Source organism: Anaerotruncus sp. 1XD42-93, assembly GCF_009917605.1.
Classification (GTDB): Bacteria; Bacillota; Clostridia; order Oscillospirales; family Ruminococcaceae; genus Anaerotruncus.
The window spans coordinates 1-680 of sequence record NZ_QZEG01000218.1; the positions used below are offsets into that span (position 1 = coordinate 1).

The 680-nt window shown below is 40.9% G+C and carries 1 protein-coding gene; it reads left to right on the forward strand.

All coding sequences use genetic code 11. The features are described 5' to 3' along the window. A partial coding sequence (locus tag D5269_RS18115; protein ID WP_166545254.1) for a reverse transcriptase family protein occupies positions 1-680 on the forward strand: 680 nt, incomplete at both ends.

Consider the following 680-nt stretch of genomic DNA (forward strand, 5'->3'; position numbering starts at 1 on the left):
GCTGTGGAAATTCCCCGAAGCCTTTTTGGATGACTTGCCGGGATTACCACCCGATAGGGAAATTGAATTTGTAATTGATACATATCCTGAGGCCTTGCCTGTATCTAAGAACCCTTACCGCATGGCACCTATTGAACTAAAGGAATTGAAGGTCCAACTGCAGGAGTTAGTTGACAAGGGATTTATCCGCTCTAGTAGTTCTCCCTGGGGTGCACCTGTTTTGTTTGTTAAGAAGAAAGATGGTTCCCTAAGAATGTGCATAGATTACAGGGAGCTAAATAAGTTGACAATTAAGAACAAGTACCCCTTGCCCCGTATTGATGACTTGTTTGACCAATTACAAGGAGCTAAGGTATTTTCGAAAATTGACTTGCGTTCAGGGTATTACCAATTGAAGGTTAAGGATAGTGACATACCTAAGACAGCCTTCAGGACCCGTTATGGACACTATGAATTCCTTGTGATGTCGTTTGGTTTGACAAATGCACCTGCAGCCTTCATGGACTTGATGAATAGAGTGTTTCGTGAATTCTTGGATAAGTTTGTGATTGTGTTCATAGATGATATTCTTATATATTCACGGAATGAGGCTGATCATGAAGAACATTTAAGGATAGTTTTGTCAACCCTTAGACAGCAACAACTTTATGCCAAACTGTCTAAGTGTGAATTTCCACAGC